Raw genomic sequence first — 25,059 nt, forward strand, 5'->3', positions numbered from 1 at the left:
ATTATGGCGTTATTCTCTTTTGAAATGATGGTGGGATGTTACTGAAAGAGGGTGCTTAAAGTCAATATGGTGGCCTGATTAAAATGTATCCAAATAATTAAAGCGCCTATATAACCATGAGATAACCTGAGGCGCTTTAGAGTGTTCTTTGAAAGAATAGCTTCGAAGAGTGTGGAGATTACAGGTTTTGTCCGCCGACAGCACGCCAACACATATCAAAGCTATCATTGATGTACTTGGCTGATTGCTCTTGCGATAACTCGTCCTGTTCGATTAGCCAGTTTGCACAAATCAAAAAATGGCTGTGAATGAAGTGTCTAACAAGATTAATGTCTAACACCATTAACTCACCAGCCTCTTGTCCTTTCAGTACGATGTCATCGAGTGATGCGAACATCTGCGACACGATGACTTCACGAGTTTGAGTCGTTGGGTCAAAATGAACATTGGTGAAGAACTTCATGGCGACTGGGTTTTCTAATGCCCACTCAATCCCTGTCATCCACATGAATTTAAAGGCTTGATAGCGGTTTTGTTCAGCGATTTCTGTGTGTTGAGCCAGAGTAGAAAATAGCTCTACTTTCAACTCACGAAACAGCTCATCAATCAGTAGAGATTTGTTCTCAAAATGATGAAACAGTGTCGCTTTTGCTACACCGGCGGTCTTCGCTATTTGCCCAGTAGATGTGCCCTCTAACCCTTGTTGGGAAAAGAGTAGTAGTGCAGCATCTAGGATTTTTTGCCTTTTTGTAATCATCGATTCAGTACTTTGAACATCATTTTCTTGATTGGATTGTTGTATGGAGGGTGCATCAACTTAGTGAAGTTGATCTTGCCTCGAGTCAACACGGTTTTTGCATGGCTAAAGGTCTTGAAGCCTTCAATGCCGTGGTAGTGTCCCATGCCTGAAGGGCCAATACCACCAAATGGCGCGTCTTCCGCTGCCACATGTACCAAAGAGTCATTGATACAAACGCCGCCTGAGTGTGTATCCGATAGGAATCTGTCTTGGGTTTTCTTGTCGTGACTCATTAGGTACAGGGCAAGTGGACGTTCTCTGGTGGTGATGTAGCTTATAGCTTCGTCAATCGAATCATACGGCACGATAGGAAGCACAGGGCCAAACAACTCTTCTTGCATTGCCACCATGTCGTCATTCACTTCGGTGAGAAGGTGCGGTGTCATTCTGTGGTTCACGTCGTCTTGTGCCTGCGCGGTAACGGTGTGTATCACAGCACCCTTTGACTTCGCATCTTCAACCACGCCTTTTAATCGATTGTACTGGCGCATGTTAACCACTGAGGTTAAGTCTTTGCTCTCAATTCCTGCTTTGTAGAGCTTCTTAAAGTAGCGCTTGTAAGCGGTGATAAATGCATCGACTTTCTCTCGTGGCAGCAAGATGTAATCCGGTGCGACACAGATTTGACCTGCGTTTAAGCTCTTGGCAAATAGGATACGTTCAACCGCGTCAGCGACATCGAAATCTGGTGCGATGATGGTTGGAGACTTTCCGCCTAGCTCTAGTGTGACTGGCGTTAGGTTAGCAGCTGCGGCTTTCATTACGTGCTTACCAACAGAGGTTGAGCCTGTGAACAGGATATGGTCAAACGGCAGCTGACTAAACATAGCAGAAACGTCGGCTTCACCTTCGATGATCGCCACTTGTTCTTCACTGAAACCTTCGGCCAACATTGTTTTCAAAATACGGTTGGTTGCAGGAGTAAACTCAGACATCTTGAGCATTGCAGTGTTACCTGCTGCCAATGCCGTGATGAGAGGACCCAAAGAGAGCATAACTGGGAAGTTCCAAGGCACGATGATGCCAACCACACCTACAGGTTGATAATGCACAGTAATTTTGGCAGGGGTTAGCATCAAGCCAGCTTTGCGGCGTGAAGGCTTCAACCACTTCTTAAGGTTTTTATCACTGTAATTGATCTGGTGTAGGGAAGGGGTGATGTCAGCAATTAAGCTGTCGTGCTTTGCTCGATGGCCATAATCTTCTGATACCGCTTCAATTAACTGCTCTTGGTAGCGCATTAATAGTTTTTTCAAGACTGAGAGATCATTTCGTCTCTGCTCAAGTGTTGGATTAACGTTGTTACGGTAGTGATCTTGTTGTCGGTTGAATATTTGATCCATGTCGTTGGTGCTCGACGTGTTTGGTTCAAGGTCTAGATTATGGCTCATAGTATCCCCTAAATTCTAAGGCTGACCGATTGGTTGGTCAGTTAAAATTACAAGAAGTTATGGTCGAATACAAGATACGGATGAGAAAAGTTTATTTTTTGTGTAATGAACTGGCAATTTAGTTAAGTGGGTCCAACAACGGAAAAGCGGGTATTAAGGAAGAAATGACAGGTTTGCGAGAAGTGATCGTGTGCCTTTGGGGTAGTTAAAGGCACACGCGATTTGCTTGCGGGTTAGGCTGATATTTTCTCGCAACGCATAAAGATGAAGTTAACGTTTTTTGATAGGCGCTCGTACGTTTCTTCAGAGATGGCTTTGGCTTTCTCGTCGACTGTGCCTTCAGTGATTTGTGAAATCAGCAAGCCAGATTGGCTGACAGCTTGGCAAAGCTCGGTTAATGAACGGCGGTAGAAGCTTACCTGAACTGGTGTTCCAACCGTGTTCCACTCTTCTTGAATGAATTCGCGCTCAAAGTAGTTACCTGAAAGGGTGCACTCAAAATCCGCAAAAGGGTGATGAGTGGAAAACACGATGTAGCCGCCCGGTTTTAAAACGCGATACACGTCATCAAAGACAGGCTTTAGATCTTCAATGTAATGCAGCACCAATGGGCACACGATGACATCAGCGCTGTTATCAGCTTCCTTGGGTAAACCAAGAGCTGCATCTTGCGCGTATGCGGTCACATTGGGGATTTGTTTTCCGTTCACTAGGTCAACCATATCTTGAGACAGGTCGGTACACGTGACTTTGTTGGCACCCTGGTCGATAAACCACTGTGCATATATACCTGAGCCGCAACCAAGGTCGACAATATCGAGCCCTTTAACATCGTCTAGTAAGGCTACGGTTGATGGGCGTTCTAATAGGGCATTATAAATATTATCGCGAGCAGCAGAGTCGTATTGCTTTGCGTAGGTGGTGTACATTTCAGACATGATTTAACACTCATCAATGGGTATGGAAGAACAGGATACTGACTATCTTGGTGATAGCGAGAGTTGTGATAGTGAAGTGCCGATATTTGTCACAACCCTGACTTAACATCACCAAATTAGCTTGGAATTTTAGGTGCGATTGCTATTTTGTTTACCTGATTTCTTGTTAGAAAGTGCTTTAAATTTAATGCGCTCCCGCCTGATTTTTAGCCTAAAACCTTGTAATTCCTTACCTGTCACTTTAAGTCGATCTGTCGATAAAAAAACGTAATCGTAACCACAAATATCAATGGTTGGACTCGCTCTTAATAATATCGGTTAATGCAGCCAACAAATCGTATTCGAACGTTTTTGTTGGGTTATACCTCGCTATTCCAAAGAGGTATCTTCTGTCGATGGCCCTATAGTGTGAGGTCTCTAGAATTGGAAAATTCGGTTAATTTGGAACGCATCCGTGCTGAGTATAACGTAAAGCACTGGAGCCAAGGTTTTTATGGCATTGATGATAACGGTGAGGTGTATGTATCACCGAGCGAAACGAATCATCAAGTCCCACTAAGTAAGATCGTAAAACAGTTAGAGCAAAGAAATATTGGTTTACCTGCTCTTGTGCGTTTTCCTCAAATCGTGCATCAGCGTGTGCACAATATCTGTAACGCATTTAACCAAGCGATCGAAGAATATCAGTACGACAACCGTTACCTACTTGTTTATCCGATTAAAGTTAACCAGCAAAAAGAAGTGGTTGATGAGATCTTAGCGAGCCAAGCTCAACTAGAGCAAAAGCAGCTAGGCCTAGAAGCGGGCAGTAAGCCTGAACTATTAGCGGTATTGGCGTTGGCTCAAAAAGCGAGCTCTGTGATCGTGTGTAACGGTTACAAAGACAGAGAATACATCCGCCTTGCACTGATTGGCGAGAAGCTAGGGCACAAGGTTTTTATCGTTCTAGAGAAACTGTCTGAGCTTGATCTTGTTCTTTCTGAAGCGAAAGCACTGGGTGTAAAACCTCGTTTGGGCTTACGCATCCGTCTTGCTTCTCAAGGCGCGGGTAAATGGCAAGCAAGTGGTGGTGAGAAGTCGAAGTTTGGCTTGTCCGCATCACAAGTGCTTACCGTTATCGATCGCTTGAAAGCAGAAGACCAGCTGGATGTACTTGAACTTGTGCACTTCCACCTTGGTTCGCAAATGGCGAACATTCGTGACGTGCGAAATGGCGTGAGTGAAGCAGCTCGTTTCTACTGTGAACTGCGTGACATTGGTGCTCAACTGAAGTTCTTAGATGTTGGTGGCGGTTTGGCGGTCGATTACGACGGCACTCGTAGCCAATCGTCGAACTCTATGAACTACGGCTTGCTTGAGTACGCTCGTAACATCGTGATGACAGTAGGGGACATTTGTAAGCTCTACAATCAGCCACAACCTGTGATTATTTCTGAGTCTGGTCGCTCACTGACTGCGCACCATGCTGTGTTGATCACCAACGTGATTGGTACTGAAAGCTACTCGCCGGAAGATATGGCAGCACCAGAAGCAGACGCACCACTGTTACTTAATAATATGTGGAAGAACTTCTTGGAGTTAGATGCAGGCAATGATGACCGCGCGCTGATTGAGATTTACAACGATACGCAAAGTGATATTGCAGAAGCACACAACCAATTTGCGACCGGTATGCTGAACCTTCAGCACCGTGCTTGGGCTGAGCAGATGTCTTTGCGTATCAACTACGAGCTAAGCACTCGTATGAGCACTAAGAACCGTTACCACCGTCCTATCTTGGATGAGTTGAGCGAGCGACTAGCGGACAAGTTCTTTGTGAACTTCTCACTGTTCCAGTCATTGCCAGACGCTTGGGGTATTGATCAGGTGTTCCCTGTATTACCACTGAGCGGTTTAGACAATGCGGATGAGCGTCGTGCTGTGGTGTTGGACATCACTTGTGACTCTGACGGTACGATTGACCAGTATGTTGATGGTCAAGGCATTGAAACAACATTGCCAGTGCCTGCGTGGAACCCAGATGAACCATACCTAATGGGCTTCTTCCTAGTAGGTGCATACCAAGAGATCTTGGGTGATATGCATAACCTATTTGGTGACACGCACAGTGTCGTGGTGAATGTTGATGAGAGCGGAGAAGCGAACATTGACTACATCAATGAAGGTGACACAGTAGAAGACATGATGCGTTACGTTCACATTGATATGGACCTAATTCGTCAGAACTACAAAGAATTGGTAACGGCTAAAGTACCAGCTCAAGAGCAGCAAAGCGTACTTGAAGAGTTAGAGCAAGGCTTGATGGGTTATACCTATCTTGAGGATTTTTAATGAACGATCTATTTACGAAACCAGATTACTCGCTGTATTCCAATGCGATGACGTTTATGCGCTGTCCATTGGTGCAGAACCCAATCGACAATAATGCTGATGTGGTTGTGCTAGGTGCGCCGTTAGATATGGCGACGTCTGGTCGACCGGGTGCTCGTATGGGCCCTGATGCGATTCGTCGTGCGTCAGTTAACTTGGCGTGGGAAGGCAAAAAATTCCCTTGGGACTTCAATGTATTTGAACACACCTCGGTGATTGATGCTGGCGACCTTGTATTTGATTGTGGTGATGCAGAAGACCTAACTCAACGTTTGGAAGCAGCAGCTGATGCGATTTTAAACAGTGGTAAAACTTTGTTAGGTTTAGGTGGCGATCACTTCATTACACTGCCTTTGCTTAGAGCGTACGGCAAGAAGTACGGTGAGATGGCTCTGATTCACTTCGACGCGCACACTGACACTTACAGTCAGGGCAGTCGTTACGATCACGGCACTATGTTCTACCATGCGCCAAACGAAGGTTTAATTTCGCCTGAACATTCAGTGCAAATTGGTATTCGTACAGAGTACAAGCAGGAAGGTCACGGCTTTAACGTAATTAACGCGATGCAAGCGAACGACATGAGCGTGGACGAGATCATTGCTCAAGTGAAAGGCATTGTTGGTGATAAGCCAGTTTACCTAACGTTTGATATCGATTGTCTGGATCCTGCTTTTGCGCCGGGTACTGGTACGCCAGTGTGTGGTGGTTTGAACTCAGATAAAGTTCTGAAAATCATCCGTGGCCTGCAAGGCATCAATATGGTTGGTATGGACGTTGTAGAAGTGTCTCCAGCGTATGACCAAAGTGAGATTACCGCATTGGCTGGCGCGACGATTGCGCTTGAGCTTCTTTATGTTTGGACGGCAAATCGCCTAGCTAAATCATAATCTTTTACAGCTAAATGCGTAACGCTGCATACTGATTCAAAAGCCCACCAGGTTTAACTTGGTGGGCTTTTTTGTTTTTGGTGGTGGACAAATAGAGTAACTCATCGTTGGAAATGAGCAGCTTCTCCCTGTTATGAATTAATGTGCTATCAGGTGTTGCTTATGCAAGTCGTTTAATTTTTTCTGGGTAGAAAAACATCATCTTTACTCTGGCTGTTGTCTCAAATATGGGACTTACCTCTGCTTTGCTGTTAACGCATATCTCACCTCTATTAATACCCCATATTCGCTAATGATTTATCAACCTTATTACTGTATATATTTATAAAACGAAGAGGTGCAATTACATTGTGCATTTATTTGCATATAAATCAGCATCCTACTAACTTTTAACTCAGGTTTTCAAATCCCAGCCACAATACTTAGATTTGTGAAAAGACGTCTCGTCGCACAGACATGGCATTTTTTATGAGGAAGACTAGGCTTAAGGGTAAGTAAACTATAAAAAAACAGGTGAAATACTTCTCTCTTTTCAAGCCGATTGGGCATAACAATGGATTGCCATTGATGAGAGCTAAATATGTGTTTAATTAAAACCTGAAATTGCTATTACAAATAATTTTCACAGCTCTAGAGAATAGTGCTTTGTGACATCGGGGGATGTATGGATATCGAAGTTTCGCGCCAGGTTGCGGTAGTTGAAGCAACTAGTGGAGATGTCGTCGTAGTTAAGCCTGACGGCAGCGCAAGAAAGATTTCAGTTGGCGATATCATCCGTGAAAATGAGATTGTTATTACTGCGCATGATGCTGAACTCCTAATTGGCTTGCCTAGCGGCCCTGTTGAGGTTGAAGGCAATTGTGTTGGGTGTGTCGATCAAGACTTGGCTTGGGCAGATGTGCCGGTCGCCGGAGAGGTGAATATCGATTTGGCGCAAGCTGCTGATGATTCATTTACTGATGACGATCTTGCGGCGATTCAAGAAGCCATTTTAGGTGGTGCCGATCCAACTCAAATTTTAGAAGCTACCGCAGCTGGTGGCGGTCTAGGTTCTGCAAATGCGGGCTTTGTCACCATTGATTACAACTATATAGAAACTCGTCCTTCGACCTTCTTTGAAACTTCAGGCCTAGAAGATCAATCTGTTGATGAAGATAGGGAAGAGTTTAGATCGATCACGCTCTCATCGGGTGGTCAATCTATTAGTGAAGAGCTCCATGAAGGCTCGATATCAGGCAATACCTATCCTCAATCCTTAACGATTATCGAAACGATTGTTGCTGGTAGTTTGGCTCTCTCTCCTGATTCCTTCGCTCCAGAAGCACTATCCCTTGCTTCACTACTCAATGAACTAAACAGTGATATTACCTCAAGTGGTCAGCCCGTTACGTTCACTTATGATGCGGCGACCAATTCTATCGTCGGTGTTCTAGGTTCGGACGAAGTACTACGCATTGATATTGAAGCTATCAGTGTTGGAAATAACATTGAACTATCGCTGACCACAACAGTTTCTCAACCTATTGACCATGTGCCTTCTATTGGTGGTGGCCAGGTTTCTTATACTGGCGATCAAATTAATATTGCCTTTGATGTTCAAGGTGAAGATTCCGCAGGAAACCCGATAGCAGCACCAATCAGCGCACAAGTTACGGTGTTTGACTGGGAGGACCCGTCAGCAGAAAGCGTGACTATCACTAACGTTGAAACTAGTAGTGCAGCTATCGAAGGGACCTTTTCGATTATTGGAAGTGATCATCTTCAATCGGCAGTCTTTGATGCTAGTGCTCTGGACCAGTTTGATGGGTTGCTTAGTGATAATCAAAACACGCTTGCCAGACTTTCTGATGATGGAACAACGATTACTCTGTCCATCCAAGGCCGAGGTGAGGTTGTTCTCACTATCTCGCTTGATACCGATGGCACGTACAATTTCCAACAGTTTAAGCCAATCGAAGAAGTGAGCTCCGACACTCTTTTGTTTGCATTACCAATCACGGTTACCGATTTTGACCAAGATGTTGTAACCAATACCATCAACATTGCCATCACTGATGGTGATAGCCCTGTTATCACTAATGTTGACAGTATTGATGTTGATGAAGCGGGCATTGTTGGCGGCTCACAAGAGGGCACGGCGCCAGTTTCAGGCAGCGGCAGTATCACCGCGGACATTTTTGAAAGTGATATCATTGACCATTATGAACTTGAACCAGCAGAGTTTAATACTGGTGGCAGCTTGGTTTCAAATGGCGAGGCTGTGCTACTTGAGTTGATTGATGAAACCAACGGTGTAAGAACTTACGAAGGTTATGTTGAGGTCAATGGTTCGAGAATTACAGTCTTTGACGTTAAAGTCGATAGCCCTTCATTAGGCAGCTACGAATTTAATCTGTATGAAGAGCTTTCTCACCAAGGCGCTGAAGACGCGTTGTTGACCTTTGCATTGCCAATTTATGCCGTTGATGCAGATGGCGACCGCTCTGCACTATCTGGAGGTTCGAACACACCAGAAGCTGCTGAGATTCTCGTTAATGTCACAGATGATGTTGTTGAGTTAGTCGATAAGGTTGAATCTGTCACTGAGCCGACTTTAGCGGGCGATACCGTGGTTTCGTATAACCTATTCAACTTTGAAGGTGCAGATGGCTCTACAATTCAATCGTTTAATTATGATGGTGTTGATTACTCGCTAGATCAAAGCCTGCTCCTCGATGCTACTCAAACTTTCGGTTTTACTGAGGGTGTCGTCACTATCTCATTAAACGGTGATTTCAATTTTGAAGTCGCTCGTGATATCGACCACTCAAGTAGTGAAACTATAGTAAAACAGTTTTCATTCTTAGCAGAAGACGGCGATGGGGACACTGATACTTCAACGCTTGAGTTAAGCATTACCGATGGTCAAAACCCGGCGATTAATCTGATTCCGCCTGTTACTTTATCTGAAACGAATCTAGCTGATGGTTCTGCACCAAGTGGAAGCACAGTAAACACAACCAATACGATTACCTTTACCGCTGGTAGTGATGATGTGGCGAATTTCCGCATTGAGCCAACCGAGTTCAATGTAGGTGGTACACTCAAATCGAATGGTTTTGTGGTAGAGATAAAAGAAGATTCAGCGAATCCGGGCACATACATCGGCTTCATTACCGATGGTTCAAATACTGAAATACCAGTGTTTACGATTAGCTTCTCGGCCACCACTCTTGGTGAATACACCTTTACTTTGTTGGAAGCGTTGGACCATGTGGATGGCCTAGATAAAAACGATCTAAGCTTTGATCTTCCAGTTTATGCGGTAGACAGCGATGGCGATGACTCATTGGTCTCGCAACTTAATGTGACTATCGGTGATGATGTTCAAATCATGCAAGATGGCACATTAGATATTGTTGAGCCTAATCTGGCTGACGGTAAGGTTACAACGAATACTATCGATGTAATGCCGGATCAAAGTGCAGATGGCGCGACGATTACTCAGTTCACCTATGACGGTCAACTTCGAACGCTTGACCAGAATGATACTGGCGAGCAACAGTTTAGTTTCACTGAAGGCGAGTTGTTCATCACGCTGCAAGGTGAGGTGCGATTTGAACCAAACCGCGATCTCGACCATACCACGAGCGAAGACATCGTGAAGTCGATTGTGGTGACCTCAAGTGACTTCGATAAAGATTCGGTTACTTCAACGGTTACACTGACCATCACTGATGGCGATATCCCAACCATTGATGTTATTCCAACGGTTAGCTTATCTGAAACTCATCTGAGTGATGGTTCGAACCCGAATGGTAGTGCGGTTAGCCAGACAGAAACCATCACTTTTACCAACCAAAGTGATGATGTTGAAAAATTCCGCTTGGAGCCGAGTGAGTTTAATACTGGCAGTACTCTAAAATCTGATGGTTTAGTTATTGAGATTCGAGAAGAGCCAGCGGGATCGGGTAACTACATTGGCTTCACCACCGACAATTCAAATGTCGAGACCACAGTCTTCACACTAGCATTTAGTAGCACGACATTAGGCGAATACACCTTTACGCTGATAGAAGCGATTGACCACACACCAATTCAAGGTAACAACGACCTAACGTTTAACTTGCCAGTGTACGCAGTCGATAGCGATGGCGATGATTCTCTAATGTCGCCTCTTGCAGTGACGATCACCGATGATATCCAGGTCATGGTAGATAGCGCGTTTACGATTGAAGAGCCGACTGTGGCTGATTTAGCCACGGGCACACCGACAACCACGACCGTGAATGTTCTTGATCAAGAAGGGGCTGACGGCACGACCATCACCCAAATCAATTATGACAACGGCACAGTGTTTACGCTTGACCAGAGCAATACGGGAGAGCAGAAATTTGTGGTTGCTGAAGGTTCGCTCTATGTCACGCTGCAAGGTGATGTGCGCTTTGAACCAAACCGTAATCTCGACCATACAAGTGGAGACATCGTTAAGTCGATAGTTGTGACTTCAAGCGACTCAGATAATGATGTTGTTACTTCTACGGTCACGTTGACTATTGCTGATGGTGACATCCCAACGATTGATAATGTCCCGAGTGTTACTTTATCCGAAACTAATTTGAGTGATGGTTCTACGCCAAGCGGTGCTGCAGTAAGTCAAACAGAGACGATTACCTTCACTAATCAAAGTGATGATGTGGCGAGTTTCCGTATTGAACCGACAGAGTTCAATGTTGGTGGGGCGCTCAAATCAAATGGGCTGGTGGTTGAGCTAAAAGCAGACCCAAGCACACCAGGTAGCTATATCGGTTTTGTGACTGATGGTTCGAACGTCGAAACCAACGTGTTCACGATCAGTTTCTCTAGTGCTAACCTAGGCCAATACACTTTCACTTTATTGGAAGCGTTAGACCATGTGGATGGTTTAGCGAACAACGATCTGAGCTTTGACCTTCCTGTTTATGCGGTAGACAGCGACGGCGATGATTCATTGGTGTCACAGTTGAATGTGACCATCGGTGATGATGTTCAAATCATGCAAGATGGGGCTCTAAATATTGTCGAGCCGACGGTTGCTGATTTAGCGGCGGGAACACCGACAACAACGATCGTTAATGTGTTTGATGAAGAAGGGGCAGACGGTGCGACCATCACGCAATTCACTTATGATGGCGGGGCTGTATTAACGCTTGACCAGAACAATACTGGTGAGCAGAAGTTCGTTGTTGCTGAAGGTTCACTGTATATCACTATCCAAGGTGACGTTCGCTTCGAGCCGAATCGTAATCTCGACCATACTGGTGGAGATATCGTTAAACAGATCGAGGTCACCTCAAGCGATTTCGATAAGGATACAGTGACCTCTACCGTCACACTGACGATTACCGATGGTGATATCCCGACCATTGATACGGTGCCAAGCGTTACTCTGTCTGAAAGCAACCTTGCTGATGGCTCAGCGTCAAGTGGTAGTGCTGTAAGTCAAACTGAGACGATTACCTTTACTAGTCAAAGTGATGATGTGACCAGTTTCCGCATTGAACCAACCGAGTTCAATGCCGGCGGTGCTCTCAAATCGAATGGGTTTGCGGTAGAGATAAAAGAAGATTCTGCTAATCCTGGCACTTATATCGGCTTCATTACTGATGGTTCAAATGCTGAAATTCCGGTGTTCACGATTAGCTTCTCGACCACGAACCTTGGTGAATACACCTTTACTTTATTGGAAGCGTTAGACCATGTGGATGGCCTAGCAAACAATGATCTGAGCTTTGATCTTCCGGTTTATGCGGTAGACAGCGATGGCGATGATTCTTTGGTGTCTCAACTTAATGTAACCATCGGTGATGATGTTCAAATCATGCAAGATGGCACTCTAGATATCGTTGAGCCAAATCTGGTTGATGGCACGGTAACAACCAATACCATTGATGTAATGCCAAACCAAAGTGCTGATGGTGCAACGGTTACTGAGTTTTCTTTTGGTGGCATCGTTAAAACGTTGGATCAGAGCATCGTAGGCGAACAGCAATTCAGTTTCACAGAAGGTGAGTTGTACATCACCCTTCAAGGTGAGATGCGCTTTGAGCCCAACCGTAACTTAGACCATTCCGTTAGTGAAGACATTGTTAAGTCGATAGTCGTGACATCCAATGACTTTGATAACGATCCGGTGACAGCAACCGTTACTTTGACCATAACCGATGGCGATAACCCGACTATCGATGCTGTTCCGAGTGTGGCACTTGAAGAAGCGGATCTGGCTGATGGCTCATCACCAAGTGGTAGTGCGGTTAGCCAAACAGAAACCATCACGTTCACGAATCAAAGTGATGATGTTGAAAAGTTCCGCTTAGAGCCGAGTGAGTTTAATACTGGCGGTACCCTGACATCTGATGGCTTTGTGATTGAGATTCGAGAAGAGCCTGCGGGATCGGGTAATTACATTGGCTTCACCACCGACAATTCAAATGTAGAAACCACGGTCTTCACACTTTCATTTAGCAGCACGACTTTAGGTGAATACACCTTCACTCTTTTAGAAGCGATTGACCACACACCAATTCAAGGTAATAACGACCTAACGTTCAACTTGCCTGTGTACGCGGTCGATAGTGATGGTGATGACTCTCTGATGTCGCCTCTGGCTGTAACGATTACCGATGACATTCAAGTCATGGTGGATGGCGCTCTCAGCATTGAAGAGCCGACTGTGGCTGATTTAGCCTCGGGCACACCGACAACCACGACTGTGAATGTTCTTGATCAAGAAGGCGCAGACGGTACGACCATCACCCAAATCAATTACGACAACGGCACAGTGTTTATGCTTGACCAGAGTAATACGGGAGAGCAGAAGTTTGTGGTTGCTGAAGGCTCGCTCTATATCACGCTGCAAGGCGATGTGCGCTTTGAACCGAACCGCGACCTTAATCACTCGGGCGGGGATATCGTCAAGTCGATAGTCGTCAGTTCAAGCGACTCTGATAGTGATGTGGTGACTTCGACAGTAACGCTAACCATTACCGATGGCGATCTACCAATCATCAACGTCATTCCTGGTGTGAGTCTTTCTGAGGTCGATCTGGCTGATGGCTCTGCGCCAACGGGCAATCCAGTATCGATGACTCAAGTGATTACCTATACCGAGGGTAGTGATGATGTTAGTCATTTCAGAATTGACCCTGCTCAGTTCAATACTTCGGGGGCTTTGAAGTCGAATGGCTTAGAGGTTGAGATTAAAGAGCAGCCAGCGAACTCTGGTAACTACATTGGCTTTGTAAAAGATGGTGCTAATGTAGAAACCAACGTCTTCACGATCAGTTTCTCAAGCACCAATTTAGGTCAATACACGTTTACACTGCTTGAAGCGTTAGACCATGCGGATGGCTTGCAGAACAACACTTTAAACTTCGATGTACCTGTTTTAGCAGTGGATACCGATGGTGATGAGTCTGCAATGTCACCAATGACAGTGACCATTACTGATGATGTACAAGGTGTACAAGACGGGTCATTGAATATTGTTGAGCCTTCACTGGCTGATCTCGTGGCGGGCACACCAACTACGTCAATCATCGATGTTATGCCGACTCAAAGTGCTGATGGCGCAAAGGTCACCCAATTTATTTACGATGGTGGTACAGCTGTCACGTTAGATCCGAATGTATCGACAGAGCAGGTGTTTACCGTAACCGATGGTTTACTGTACATCACGATTGAAGGCGAAGTTCGTTTTGAGCCAAATCGAAATCTGGATCATTCAGCGGGTGATATTGTTAGAACGATTGTTGTAACGACCAGCGACTTTGACAACGATACTGATACCGCGGATGTCACATTAACGATCCAAGATGGTATTGATCCGGTAATCGATGTTGTTCCTAGCGTGAACTTATCGGAAGTGAACCTAGCAGATGGCTCAACGCCGAGTGGTTCTGCGGTGAGTTCAACACAAACCATTACCTACACCGTGGGTAGTGATGACTTAAGCCACTTTAGAATTGCGACCAATGAATTCAACCCTGGTGATGTACTGAAATCAAATGGTCTTGTTGTTCAGCTAAAAGAAGATCCTGCTTCACCTGGCGATTACATCGGATTTACTGATGATGGGGCGGGTAACGTAACCAATGTATTCACCATTGATTTTGATAGTGTCAATAAAGGTCAGTTCACCTTCACGCTGATTGAGGCACTCGATCACGTTGATGGCGCTCTCAATAACGACCTTAACTTCAACTTGCCTGTTTATGCAGTTGATACTGATGGTGATGACTCAGTTAAGCGTGATGTTGTTGTCATCATTCAAGATGACCTCCAACAAATGCAAGATGGCACGTTAACCATCACAGAGCCAAATACTGGCACACCAACTACCTCGACCGTTGATGTCTTGCCTACGCCAAGTGCTGATGGGGCAACCATTACACAGTTCACCTATGACGGTGGAGCTGCGATTACTTTGAATCAAAACATCAGCGGTGAGCAGGAATTTGTTTTCACTGAAGGCTCGCTGTTTGTCACTTTGGATGGCGATGTGAGGTTTGAACCAAATCGTAATCTTGACCACTCTGCAGGCGACATTGTTAAGCTGATTGAATTTACTTCATCTGATTTTGATAAGGATATTTCCTCTTCAACGGTCACACTCACTATCGTTGATGGTGATGGACCAACGTTGAATGTAGTGCCGAGTGTTAGCTTGTCTGAAAGCTTACTGGCTGATGGTTCAACGCCGAGTGGCAGCCCAGTCAGCGTGACCCAAACCATTACTTCACTTGCAAGCAGTGATGACATCGAGAAAATTGTCGTCGAAGTAGGGTTGTTTAATAACAGCGGTGTATTGAAGTCTGATGGCCTTGAGTTGAGCTTGCGTGAAGAGCCTGCTGGTTCAGGTGACTACATAGCATTCACAACGGATGGCTCGGGTATTGAGAAAGTTATCTTCACTCTAGAATTTGATAACACCAACCCGAGTGAGTACACGTTTACTTTGTTAGAGCGTTTGGATCATGTCGACGGATTAGGAAACAACGATCTCAGCTTTGATTTGTCTGTGTATGCACAAGACACCGATGGCGATATTTCAACGTCTAAACCGCTTTCTGTGACCATCAGTGATGACGTTCAATTGATGCAATCTGGTGCTCTTAGCATCACAGAGCCAAGTACGGGCACGCCTACCACAACGACATTTGATGTGATGCCTGCACAAAGTGCCGATGGCGCCACCATAACCAAATTTACTTATGGTAGTCAGCCTGAAGAATCTCTGGTGCAAAGCAATACTGGTGAGCAAGAGTTCGTATTTACGGAAGGTTCGCTGTTTATCACGCTTGAAGGTGATATGCGCTTTGAGCCGAATCGAAATCTGGATCATTCCGGTGGTGACATCGTTAAGACCATTACCGTGACATCAGAAGATAAAGACGGCGATATTGTCACTTCGACTGTGACACTGACGATTTCAGATGGTGCTCCACCGGTAATTGATACGGTACCAACGGTTGCATTGGAAGAAGCGAATCTTGTGGATGGCTCATCTCCGAGCTTACCTGTGAGCCAAACTGAAACGATTACTTTCACAGCGGGAAGTGATGATGTGAGTCATTTCCGTATTGATACCACCCAGTTCAACACGTCGGGCGATTTGAAAGCGGATGGTTTGGTGGTTCAGTTAAAAGAAGATCCTCTAAATAGCGATCATTATATTGGTTACGTTGAAAGTGGTGGTGTCCAAACCGATATTTTCACTATCACTTTTAGTAGTGTGGTGCTAGGCGAATACACGTTCACTTTATTGGAAGAGCTCGATCATCTGCCTGTGCAAGGCAACAACGATCAAATCTTCACTTTACCAGTGATCGCAGTCGACCAAGACAATACCGATTCTGTGATGAAACCTCTTACGGTTACTATTACTGATGACGTGCCAGTCATAACTGATACGACGGTTGCGAGTACGTTTGTGGTTGATGAAGATGACTTGGGCTCTGTGGTTTCACAAGCGACAGGTGCATTTGTTACCACAGAAGGTGCTGACCAAGTAGAGGTTTACGAACTGCGCAATATCTCTGCGCTTGAAGCGACATTGACCTCTGGAACTGAAGCGATTTCTATTACAGAAGTCACAGGAGCCGCGAACACAACCACCTATCAAGGTACGACGACAAGCGGTACTCCTATCTTCACGCTCGCGTTAGCGAATGACGGCTCTTATACGTTTACGTTGTTAGGTCCTCTAAACCATCCAACAAGCCCGAATTCCAATACCTTAACGATTCCATTCGATGTCGTTGCGGTTGATGGTGACGGTGATGACTCTAATCAATATGTATTGCCAATCGAAGTGCTCGATGATGTGCCAGTAATGAGTGCGCCAACAGGTGAAACGGTTGTTGATGAAGATGATCTTGCTGGGATTGGTTCGGATCAATCCGAAGATACCTTTATTAACGGACTATTCACGGTTGATGAAGGTGCCGATGGCGTTGTTAAGTATGAACTGGTCGATGAAGACTTAGTTATCGCGGGCTTAACCTCTGATGGAGAAAGCTTAGAGTGGCTGCCTGTTTCACAAAGCGGCACAACCTTCACTTATGTTGCTCAGACGGTAACCAGCAATCAGCCTGTGTTTGAAATCATTTTTGATACCTCAAATAACAGTTATCAATTTGAGTTGTTCAAACCACTTAAACACCCTGATGGCACGGATGAAAACACCATAGAGCTTGATTTCTCTGTCGTGGCCGAAGATTTCGACCAAGACCAGTCGAATGCTATCGATTTGAAAATTACCGTGACTGATGATGTTCCACTGGTGACAACCCAGTCGATTACTCGTCTTGAAGGTCAGGGCTATGGTAACTCCAAAGTCGACATGTTTGCCAATGCGACGGATGTGGGTGCTGATGGTGCTGTTCTGAGTCGAATTGAAGGTATTACTAGCAATGGCGCTGATATCGTTTTCCGTACAGGAAATAGTGGGCCTTACAGTGATGGTTTCGATTTAAACAATGGTAGTCAAGAGGTTCGAGTATACGAGCAGACCAATGGAGGTGTTGATACCCGTGAACTTGGTCGATTGCGTATTAACTCAAATGGTGAGGTTGAGTTTAGAGCTAACAGTTATCTAGAGCATAACGGTGAGACAATAGATTTCTCTATTAATGTGATTGCAACAGATGGGGATTTAGATACATCAGAAACACCATTAGATATCACTATTACAGATCGAAATTCGTCAGCTATCTCGCTGAAAGTGACTACGTTTGAGGATGCGGGTAGAGATTTAACGATACCTTACGCATCGGGTGACGAACCCGCTTTTGAGAATGATCAAGATAACCAAAGTGGTCTGCCTAATGCGCCAGCGCAAGTTGCTCTGCAAGTTAACTTATACGACCAAGATAACAATGAATCTATTGGGCAGTTGACGATTAAAAGCCCGAATGGAGGTGACAGTCACCAAGGTACTTTTTATTACTTTGATAGTGTTAGCTCGAAGTACATTGAATTAGTGCCTCAGCCAAATGGGAGCATTATATTTGGTCCTCCTCAACTCGAACAAAGCTTTGCTCCAAATCCGAATGAACCAAGACAAACTATCGCGACGATAGAAAACCTATTTTTCGTCCCTGATCAACACGCTAGTTCAGATGAAACTGGTGGCCGAGTTCGCTATGAACTCGAAATTGATAACAATGGTTCACTGGATCACACTATCAATTCAAACTTCAGAATCGAAATTGAAGCGGTGGCGGACATCGCGACTTGGGATGACGCCAATAGCACGTATCAATATCAAGTGAATGAAGATGAAGACAATGTCACGCTGCAGTTGAATGCAGAGTCACAAGACAATAGCCAAACGGAAACCATCACTTATGAGCTTGAAGCTGTTCAAGGCGACGGCAAGTTTGAATTACTTGATCAAAGCGGCAATGTTTTAACACCAGTTAATGGTGTTTACGTTATCGCTGCTGCAGATATTAATAGCACTGTGGTTAACCCAATCGATAACTTCTCTGGGCAAATTGAATTCAAAGCGACAGCCATTACAGAAGAGGCACTCAACCCATACGATGACTCGGCGAATGGTGGAGCAAACGATAAGACAACTGCTCGCTCTGTCGAACAGAATATTATCATTGATGTGACTGCCGATGCCGATCCGGGAACCTTCAGTGTTAACAGGATTCGTATTAACGAAGACAACATTGATGATCCAGATTATATCGGTCCTCTGGCTAACAAAGATGCCTTCACGCTGGACGAAGTGATCACCATGAACGGCTCGGTGGACGCTGACGGCTCTGAAGAGTTGTTTGTTCGTATCAGCAATATTACTGAAGGTGCGGTGCTCTATTTCCTAGGGACCACGAATGTCGTTCCGACGGTCACTATTAATGGTATCGATTACCAAGAAATAGCGTATTCCGATTTAGCAAACGTTGAGGTTGTTCCAACCAAACACAGCAATGTAGATTTCACCTTCGATGTAACGGGCGTAGTCAAAGACACTGCAAACCTATCAACGGGTGCTCAAGTCGATGAAGAAATCCTGGGGACTAAAACGGTTAATGTTGAGGTGAAAGGTGTTGCTGATACTCCTTATGGCGGAACGAATGGCACGGCTTGGAGTGCTATTACAGACGGCTCTGTAAATGGTGTGCAAACGACGATTCAAGAGAGCCAAAATGGCGATAGCTATGCCGAGCTTGATTTCACCGTATTGTCGGGTGAGAGAAAACCGGAGACTGGCACCACACCATTACCGGACGATGGTTCAGAATCCATAACCGTTATCCTTTCGGGTATTCCTGATGGCGTAATTCTGGAGGATGGGGACGGTACGGTTATTGACCTTAACTTTGTCGGTTACGAAACCGGGCCGGGTGGTAGCCCTGACTTATCTAAACCTATCTATGAAGCTAATATTACTGAGGCGGGTAAAACGTCAGGGATCCGTATCAGACCTGTGGACTCTTCAACTGAGAATATTCATATTCAAGGTAAAGTGATTGTGACTGAGAACGATGGTCACACGCTTACGTTCGATCAAGAAATTCGAGTGCTAGTCGAACCTAAAATCGATACTTCTGCGACGTACAACACGGTTACTAATGGTGATGAAGATACCGCGATCAACATTGATTGGCATCCAGAGGGCACTGATTATATTGATGATGATGAACATTTCACCTCGATAGTCATCAGTGACATTCCGAATGATGTTGAAAGTGTTGTGGTTAATGGCGATGTTACATGGGTTTACGATGCCGCTGCAGGTACTTTAACCATCACTCCGAAGAGTGGTCAGACGGCAGAAGACTTTACTCAGATCGCGCTGAACAATAACTTTATCCAGATAACGCCAGCTCAAGATTCGAGCACCGACTTTACGCTTAATACGGTTGTCATGATTGAAGAAAGAGATCATGAGTATGTTGATGCAACTGATCCTGGTCAGGGGATTGCAACAGCCACAATCACGGGCTCGATTGATGTGCGTGTAAGACCGGTTGTTGAACCTGGAGATGCCGACAACAAGATTGTTGTTTCAAACGAAAATGGCACTGGAGATCTCACTACGATTACGGCTGATGCTAATGGCGTAATTAAATTTACAACGAACAGTGATAACACATCAATTTCGGATGAATACGTTGTCCGATACCAAGAAACAGATTTAAGCACAGTAGAAGAACAAGTCGATGAAGTGATAGTCCAGTTAACTAATACCGACGGAAGTGCGCTGTCTGATGAAGTGTTGGGACAACTCGTCGTTAACGGGGCTGCATACGAAGGTGGTGGCCGTTGGGTTGTAACCAATGAAGATGCCTTCAGCGTCAGTGCTCCTCGTGGGCTAGATTTCACCCCTGCCAATGATGCAGATGATGTCGTTACTGATTTCAATGATATCAAGATGACAATTTTCACCTTGGTATCAGATCCTGGTGATGCTAACAATGAGACGTCTGCTCAAGTGCAACGTACGGGAGAGGTCACGCTTTCTTATCCTGAAGTGCTGACAGCCCCAGATAAAGTTGCTGCTGACATTGCTCTAGTGCCAGACAGTGTTATTGATGCCATTGAAGATACACAACTCGATCTTGGTATAGCATTAAATAGCTTGATTACCTTCTCGGGTGAAGACGACTCGACTGACCAAGTAACGATTGTTATCGACGACAGCATCACTATAAATCCAGGAACGCCAAATGAAGTTACATTCTCAATCAGCGTATCTGGCAATAGTGATATTGATTTCGTTAACGGAAAATATGTATTTGAGACAACCGTAGAACAGGGTGTTTCAACAGACTTTGCTGGGTTGCTGCTCAATTTACCTGCAGACTATTCTGGTGACTTTAGGTTGCCAATCTCGATCGTGACTAAAGACCTTCTATCGGGTGATGAGAAGACGTTAGACACAGAGGTGGTTATTAAGGTAGCACCAGATGCAGAAACGGACCCAACAATTGAAGTTAATGTTGTAGGCTCTCTTGATGATCTCTTCAATCCTGTTGATAACGACGGCCAGGCTGGACAAGATCCAGTAGGTTACGAAGACACCTATATTCAGCTCGACTTCAACTCGACCATTTCGGATCAAGTTTCAGGTTTAGAAGGTGGTCAAGAAGAGTTTACGTCCATTACCTTGACCTTGGATGATCCTTCGGTAGGGGCATTCTATGACGATACGGGCGCGTCATTAGGAACAACTGTGACGTTTAATCAAGCTGAAATCGCGGCTGGTGCACTCGATAACGTGCTCTTTAGGGCAATAGCGAATTATCCAACTGGAAATGATATTAACCAAGTGCAGATTAATGTCAGCGGCACAGTGACAGATACAGCATCCTATAATGATCCTGCTTCTCCTGTAGGCACTGCAGCAGACTCAGACACTTTCAATACGAGTGTTAGTTTTGATGTTGTTCCGGTTGTCGATGATGTACTTGTCACAGGGCCGGGCAGTGACCCTGATGTGATTGAGATTACGGGTAATGAAGATCAGCCTATTTCACTGTCTGGAACAGGGCCAGTATCTATTGCATTGACTGACCTCGATGGCTCTGAGCAGTTTGTTTCGGTTAAGTTTACAGGTGTGCCAGACGGCTTCTTGATGAGTGCAGACTCGGGTTCAGCTTACACGATAAAGAACAACGGTGGAGGTGAATGGAGTGTTCAACTACCGCAAGCCTCAGGGCTGTCATTTGACTTGAGTGAGTTGTCGATTTTACCTCCTAAAAATTTCAGTGGTACCGCTGAGTTTGGCGTTGAGGTCTTCACTCAAGAATCTTTGTTGGGTGTGCCTACTGCGGCGGCAAATCTACCAAGCTTCAAACTGCATGTGGTACCTGTGGGCGATGATGTAGATACCAACCCAACCGATTCTGTGACAGGCAATGAAGGTCAAAACATTGATATCGAAATCAATGCGACTATTTTGGACAAAGAACTGTCTGCAACAGGAAGTGGGACGTTTACTGAAAATGCTCCTGAAACACTTCGAGTTGAAGTGGCGGGTGTGCCTCAAGATGCTTCTATTTTCTATCCAGATGGCACGACATTGGCTAGCTACGATCCGGCGACGCAGCTTTGGACACTTGATGTTCCTGCTCAGTCACTCGATAAGATCGTATTCAATTCTGGGGAACATAATAGTGATACAGGCAATGCGCTTGGTATCAATGGGCCATTGCAAATTACGGTTCGCTCTGTGGATACAGACGCTGACAACACGGAATACTTAGGTACTCCAACGAGCTTTGATGTTGATTTAGTGATTGATCCTATTAACGATCAACCAACGTTTGTGAATGTCACCAATCTTGAAACGCAAGAAGACTCAAATGGTGTGGCGATTGACAACTTTAGCATCTACGACGTAGACGCTAATTTTGATAATCCGGATGCACCGTATGTACTGACGTTGGAAATTGACCAAACATTGCCGGGAGCACAGGGCGTATTTGAGTTTACAAGCTCTCCAGATGTGACGTTTGTATTGCAACCTGATGGCTCGCTGGTGATTACGGGTAAAGAGGCCGACATCAATACGGCATTGACCAATGGAGCGGTGACCTTCAAACCAGACCCAGACCAGAATTACCTTAGTCAGGGTGGGTTAGTGACGATCAATGCAACGCTCGATGACGGTGGTAATAACGGTCTGATTGACGCGGGTGATCCGAATACCGCTCAAACCAATCAAACTACCTTCACCATTAAGGTGATGGAAGTGAATGATGCTCCGGTGGCAAACAACGTTGATCTGGGCTCGATTGCCGAGGAAGGCCAGCTTGTTATCGTTGAAGGTGATTTAATTACAGCAAGCTCTGACCTTGAAAATCATAACCTCACCGTAACGGGTGTGACCCTTACTCAAGGCCAAGGTCAATTACAGCGCTTTGAAAACGCTGGTGGTGCTGATAACGCTGCGATTACGGGCCCATTTTGGATATTTACGGCTGCTGATGATTTCAACGGTGACGTTAAATTCGATTACAGCATCATCGATGATGGTACCACCAACGGTGTGGATGACTTCCTAACAGACAATGCGGAAATCAGCCTTGTAGTAACAGAAGTCAATGACCAACCGGTAGCAACCAATGTTGACTTGGGTACCATGCTTGAAGAAGGTCAGTTGATCATCAAAGCTGAAGACCTGATTGCAGCGACGACCGATCCTGAGGGCGATGCCATCACCGTGACTGGAGTCGTTATCGACCAAGGTCAGGGGCAGCTTCAGAAGTTCGAAAATGTCGGTGGTGCGGACGACAACTCGATTAATGGCCCATACTGGGTATTTACGGCTGCAGATGATTATAACGGGGACGTTAAGTTCACTTATACCGTAGAAGACAATGGCACGACTAACGGTGCTGATGACTTCTTAACGGATACTGCAGAAATCAGCGTTGTGGTGACAGAAGTGAATGATCAGCCAGTGGCAACCAATGTTGACTTGGGTACCATGCTTGAAGAAGGCCAATTGATCATCAAAGCTGAAGACCTGATTGCAGCGACGACTGATCCTGAGGGCGATGCCATTACCGTGACTGGAGTCGTTATCGACCAAGGTCAGGGACAGATTCAGAAGTTCGAAAATGCCGGTGGTGCGGATGACAACTCGATCAACGGCCCATATTGGGTATTCACAGCAGCCGATGATTACAATGGCGACGTTAAATTCATTTACACCGTGGAAGACAATGGCACAACCAACGGGGCTGATGACTTCCTAACGGATACAGCAGAAATCAGTGTTGTGGTGCAAGGCGTTAACGATACGCCTATTGTTAATGGTGACAACGTCACTAATTTAATTGACGAAGACGCCGGTCAGTTGTTGAGTGGCATTAATGTCACTGACCCCGATTATGTTGATTCCTATGCTAATGACTTAATGACAGTCACGCTGACAGTGGATTACGGCACATTGAATGTAGCACTCCCAGCAGGGACGACTGTGATGGTTAACGGCAACAACACCGGTTCGATCATCTTAGTCGGTACTCTTAACGATTTGAATGCTCTGATTGATACGCCAACCAGTCCAAGTGGTGTTTACCTCGATGCGAGCTTGTCTCCAACCAATAGCATTGGATTGGAAGTCATCGCCAAAGACAGCGGTAACCCTTCTGGTATCGCGATTGAAACTGCGCCAGTGGTTTATAACATCGCGGTGACACCAGTGGCGAATGCGCCAACCTTGTCTATTGATCCGGCATTCAACTATGTGAGAAATATTACGACCAGCTCATCTGTGGTCGCTAATAGTGGAGTCGCTTTAGTTGGAATTGTCGCTGCATTGACGGACATTACTGAAGAGTTAACGTTGAAGATCAGTGATGTTCCGGATGGTGTTGATGTAACCAGTGATGTGGGTACGGTTTCGCTGGTGGGTGATACTTGGATAGCGACCGCTGATGCGATTGATAGTCTAAGACTCGTCGAGCAGTCATCATTAGGTAAACCGTTAACCCCGGGTAATTACACCTTGAAAGTTGAGGCGGTATCTGAAGAGGCGGACAACAACGATATTGCGATATCTCAAAACATCGATCTGAATCTCAATATTGTTGCCAATCCAATAGATCTCGATCTGTCTTCTGAAACAGACGATGTGCAACTTTTAGCGAGTAACTTTGATACCAACCTCACTGGCGGTACTGGAAATGACCGACTTGTAGGTGGAGCGGGTGACGATACGCTGGTTGGCGGTGATGGTAACGACACACTCATTGGTGGCGGCGGTTCCGATATTCTAACCGGTGGCAATGGTATGGATTCGTTTGTATGGCTCAATATTGAAGATGGCGTTGAAGACACCATTACCGATTTCAATCTATCTGAAGGCGATCAGATTGACCTACGAGAGGTGTTGCCGGAACTGAAAGATGCCACTGTAAACATGACGACGCTGTTACAACATATTGATGCAAAAGTGGATGGAAATGATGTAGAGCTAACCATCACCCCTGATGGTTTGGGCACCGCAGAGCAAGTGATTGTGGTTGAAGACCTTGCTCCTCAGCTAACCTTAAGTGGCACTATGCCTTCGGATATTCTGGATGCACTAGTACAGCAGAATGTGATCACTCACGGTTAAAGCGAACCATTAAACCATAATGAAAGAGGCCAGCATTGCTGGCCTCTTTTTTGTCACTGTATAA

At 45.3% G+C, this 25,059-nt stretch carries 6 protein-coding genes; 3 read left to right on the top strand and 3 right to left on the bottom strand.

Annotated features, from left to right (window positions below; all coding sequences use genetic code 11):
* Window positions 1–178: 178 nt before the first annotated feature.
* The 3 genes from AB8613_RS15475 to AB8613_RS15485 all read right to left on the bottom strand — a co-directional run bounded on the left by AB8613_RS15475 (window position 179) and on the right by AB8613_RS15485 (window position 3,128).
* A complete protein-coding gene (locus AB8613_RS15475) occupies window positions 179–757 on the bottom strand; it encodes a TetR/AcrR family transcriptional regulator (RefSeq protein WP_372384084.1) in 579 nt (192 codons plus the stop codon).
* Entirely contained in the window at window positions 754–2,190 is a 1,437-nt protein-coding gene (locus AB8613_RS15480; RefSeq protein WP_372384085.1) for a coniferyl aldehyde dehydrogenase, read from the bottom strand. Before AB8613_RS15480 ends, AB8613_RS15475 begins: the two co-directional genes overlap by 4 nt.
* 233 nt (window positions 2,191–2,423) lie before the next feature.
* On the bottom strand, window positions 2,424–3,128 hold the full coding sequence (locus AB8613_RS15485; RefSeq protein ID WP_372384086.1) for a class I SAM-dependent methyltransferase: 705 nt from the start codon (window positions 3,126–3,128) through the stop codon (window positions 2,424–2,426).
* Between the two features lie 441 nt (window positions 3,129–3,569).
* Here AB8613_RS15485 and speA point away from each other — a divergent pair, with 441 nt between their 5' ends.
* The 3 genes from speA to AB8613_RS15500 all read left to right on the top strand — a co-directional run bounded on the left by speA (window position 3,570) and on the right by AB8613_RS15500 (window position 24,995).
* Entirely contained in the window at window positions 3,570–5,459 is a 1,890-nt protein-coding gene (speA, locus tag AB8613_RS15490) for an arginine decarboxylase (RefSeq protein ID WP_372384828.1), read from the top strand.
* Window positions 5,459–6,388 carry an agmatinase gene (speB, locus tag AB8613_RS15495; RefSeq protein WP_371713916.1) on the top strand — a complete coding sequence of 310 codons (930 nt, stop codon included), beginning with the start codon at window positions 5,459–5,461 and terminating at the stop codon, window positions 6,386–6,388. Before speA ends, speB begins: the two co-directional genes overlap by 1 nt.
* A 664-nt stretch (window positions 6,389–7,052) precedes the next feature.
* Window positions 7,053–24,995: a retention module-containing protein gene (locus AB8613_RS15500; protein ID WP_372384087.1), complete on the top strand. Its 17,943-nt coding sequence runs from the start codon at window positions 7,053–7,055 to the stop codon at window positions 24,993–24,995.
* Window positions 24,996–25,059: the final 64 nt, after the last annotated feature.

The sequence above is a fragment of the Vibrio sp. BS-M-Sm-2 genome (genome assembly GCF_041504345.1).
GTDB lineage: Bacteria > Pseudomonadota > Gammaproteobacteria > Enterobacterales > Vibrionaceae > Vibrio > Vibrio satsumensis.

Coding starts and splice junctions, on each gene's coding strand:
- AB8613_RS15475 (WP_372384084.1), bottom strand. CDS start 757: ATGATTACAAAAAGGCAAAAAATCCTAGATGCTGCACTACTACTCTTT.
- AB8613_RS15480 (WP_372384085.1), bottom strand. CDS start 2,190: ATGAGCCATAATCTAGACCTTGAACCAAACACGTCGAGCACCAACGAC.
- AB8613_RS15485 (WP_372384086.1), bottom strand. CDS start 3,128: ATGTCTGAAATGTACACCACCTACGCAAAGCAATACGACTCTGCTGCT.
- speB (WP_371713916.1), top strand. CDS start 5,459: ATGAACGATCTATTTACGAAACCAGATTACTCGCTGTATTCCAATGCG.
- AB8613_RS15500 (WP_372384087.1), top strand. CDS start 7,053: ATGGATATCGAAGTTTCGCGCCAGGTTGCGGTAGTTGAAGCAACTAGT.